Genomic DNA, 2,858 nt, shown 5'->3' with positions numbered 1-2,858 from the left:
ATGATATGGAAAAACCAAATTTTGAAATGCATTTTATAAATAGCTGTTAGGTAAGTTTATCCAAAATAAAATTATTAGTATCTATAAATAATACCTCAATATCCAACTCAAGATAGCTGTAAATTTCTATTGCCCGATTCGAAAGTTTTTTATCTCCAGTTACAAAAAAATCGGCTTTTGTAGCATAAATTAAATGTTCAATATCGTAAACTGAACTTCTGAGTGTTCTTCCTTTATTATCACGATTAAATGATAAATTATCCATTATACTACATAAGGTATAAATCATGTGGAGTATCTCGTCATAAGATTTATTAGTTTTTTTAAAATCCGCAACAGTAAAGCGATAACCAGAAAAACTCAAAAGTTTATGAAATTCAGTTTTTGAGATATAGTCGAAAACATTCTGGATATTATTAATCTCTCTTTGTAACCTATTTTTAATTTCTGTAAAAAAGATATCACGGTCTTTACTATTTACAATTTTGCTTTTTTCTAGCGCCCTTGAAATGCCAGGATTATCTTTAACTCGTTCATATGAGTATTTGGGATGCAGTTTATGTAATTCCAGTCTGTTACCCATTGGTAATATATAATTATCCGAGGTGATTTTTGAAATTGTCTGTATTCTCTCCTCTTGATAAGGAAGCTTCATTCTATAGACTTCCTCCAGATGAATTGGAGAATAAATAAAATACAAATCCTTATTTTTAAGTTCCTCAAATAAATCCCGTTTTTCAATTTCATCAATAAAATTAAAATCAGGATAATATATTTTACCTGTAACTGCATCACAAGCAGTCAGGTTTAATTTTCTTTCTGGAATAGCTATGTTATCGATTATTTCATCTGATGCTTTAACCTTATCCCATTCCTGAAGTTTTTTCTCAACTTCCTGTAGAGTCATTGTTTCATTTACAAAATCAAATAATATTTTGACATACGTTCTCAAATCGTAGCAATGAGGGCACTCCCAACAGCAATTATTTAAAAGTTTTTCTTTTCTCGGATTTAATAGAATAACAAAATCTTGCAATTGTTCTAAATTATCCTGACTCTTAACAAATCTTTTTAATCCACCCTCAATGAAAGCTGATATTTGTTGTTGATTTTGGCAAGTCATCATTTTTTTAGTATTATTTACTTAATTTTATGTTTTTATGAATTCGAACAGTTGTCTAAATGTTTCAAATAGATTTGATTTTGCGCTACCTTTTTTACCTAAAAAAAAATTAATGAAACCATCTCCATGAAATTTTAAATTCTTTAATATTTTTATATTCAGTAATATAAATATCCTTGTTGCTTATAATTCTGAAAGAATTATTACTTTTTGATAATTTCTTATATTAACTAAATAAATTGGCTAATGAGTATTAGCAGGTATGATAGTAATTCTATTATTATTAATCTCACTGATAATAACTGGAAATTCTTGTAAACAATTCTTAATGGCAAGTAATAAATCTTCAAAACTTTTGAATCTGTCACTCAATAATAAAAAGCATACTAAACATTCAGCTTCACTATTTGGATTTAATATTGACACTCTAACAGCATTACCTAATCCGCATGCTATAAGTCTATTGTGTATTGTTTGCGATTTTTTATTCATAATTTAAATATTTATTTCAAGAATCTCCCTCAACACACTTTGTATTAATTTCTCAAACTGTTTTAGGCTTTACTTCATTTTCCAACGCATCATATAAACCCATTAAAGAATTTACTGTGGGTAAATGAATTTATTGTAAACTCATATTTTATTTAAAATTAATTCAAACATGGGTTTTAAAACTTCAAAATGTTCGTCACCTAATGACGGAACAATATCTTGAGCAAAAACTAATTTTTGAGAGTCACTTATTTCAATAATTTTCGAACCTCCAACGCCTTTTTTGATATTGAATTTATCACTCGTCTCAGTTGAATAAAAAAGATGTTCCATTTCTACTTTAGACTGATAACCAAAAGTTTCATTGGTTACTTCGTTTTTTATTACTTGCTTTTTTATTTTATCTATTTGAGGAACTGGAATTAAGAAAGCATAACTATTTTTATTTTCAATCTTTTTACACTTCCCGTTATATGGATTATTTTCAAGTAATTCACCATCCATTTTTAGCGAATTCCATTGATTATATGCTTCGTCAAAATCAAATAAACCAAAAATAGGTTTCCCATTCATTTCTGCTTGAAATTTATCACTACTCAATATTTTTCTAAGATATTCACATCCAAAACCAAAACATATATCAAACGGAATTTCATAATCATACAATCTAGACCAAGCCTCATATAACACTATTGGATCTGAAAAACCTTCGGTAAATAAAATTGGTTTATTTTGACTATGCGTATGCATAATACTTAATATCTGCTTATCATAATTAACTTTGAACAATTGATTAGATAATTGATTAACAGCAAAGTTTTTACTTACTTTATGATATTTTATCTTGTTTTCTTGAAACCTAAATAAATTCACTCTCTTCTCTAAATCACCAACCAAAGTTACAGCACTATGACTACTCATCAAAACGTGATTAGTTTTTGCAGATGCATCACTAATTTTATTTACTTGATTTAAGAATTTGTGTTGCCATTCTGGGTGTAAGAAAGAATCTGGTTCGTCTAAAAGTGTTATACAGTTTTTGTCTTTAAATATCTCTGTTAATGCATATATATAAATGGACTGAAACTGACCATCACTAAATTGGTCAATTTTTATTACTTTACCTGAAGTTAGAGTTACATCTATTTTAATATCATCTAAATAACCAATAGTCTTTAGATTATCAAAAGCAATGAACAATTCTAATGGATTATATCCTATAAAAGATTCTTGGAGTTTACTA

At 27.5% G+C, this 2,858-nt stretch carries 2 protein-coding genes; both read right to left on the bottom strand.

Annotated elements, in window-relative coordinates; translation table 11 throughout:
- Window positions 1-46: 46 nt before the first annotated feature.
- A complete protein-coding gene (locus VFS71_RS01935) occupies window positions 47-1,126 on the bottom strand; it encodes a hypothetical protein (RefSeq protein ID WP_326399050.1) in 1,080 nt (359 codons plus the stop codon).
- Window positions 1,127-1,756: 630 nt separating this feature from the next.
- A partial coding sequence (locus tag VFS71_RS01930) for an AAA family ATPase (RefSeq protein ID WP_326399048.1) occupies window positions 1,757-2,858 on the bottom strand: 1,102 nt, incomplete at its 5' end.

This window comes from Flavobacterium sp., from assembly GCF_035760125.1.
Classification (GTDB): domain Bacteria; phylum Bacteroidota; class Bacteroidia; order Flavobacteriales; family Flavobacteriaceae; genus Flavobacterium.
The sequence above is the reverse complement of the archived record's forward strand: the minus strand, read 5'-3'. Positions and strand labels throughout refer to the sequence as shown.

Bases quoted from the DNA above. Each gene is read 5' to 3' on its own strand.
- VFS71_RS01935 (WP_326399050.1), bottom strand. From the start codon at position 1,126: ATGATGACTTGCCAAAATCAACAACAAATATCAGCTTTCATTGAGGGT.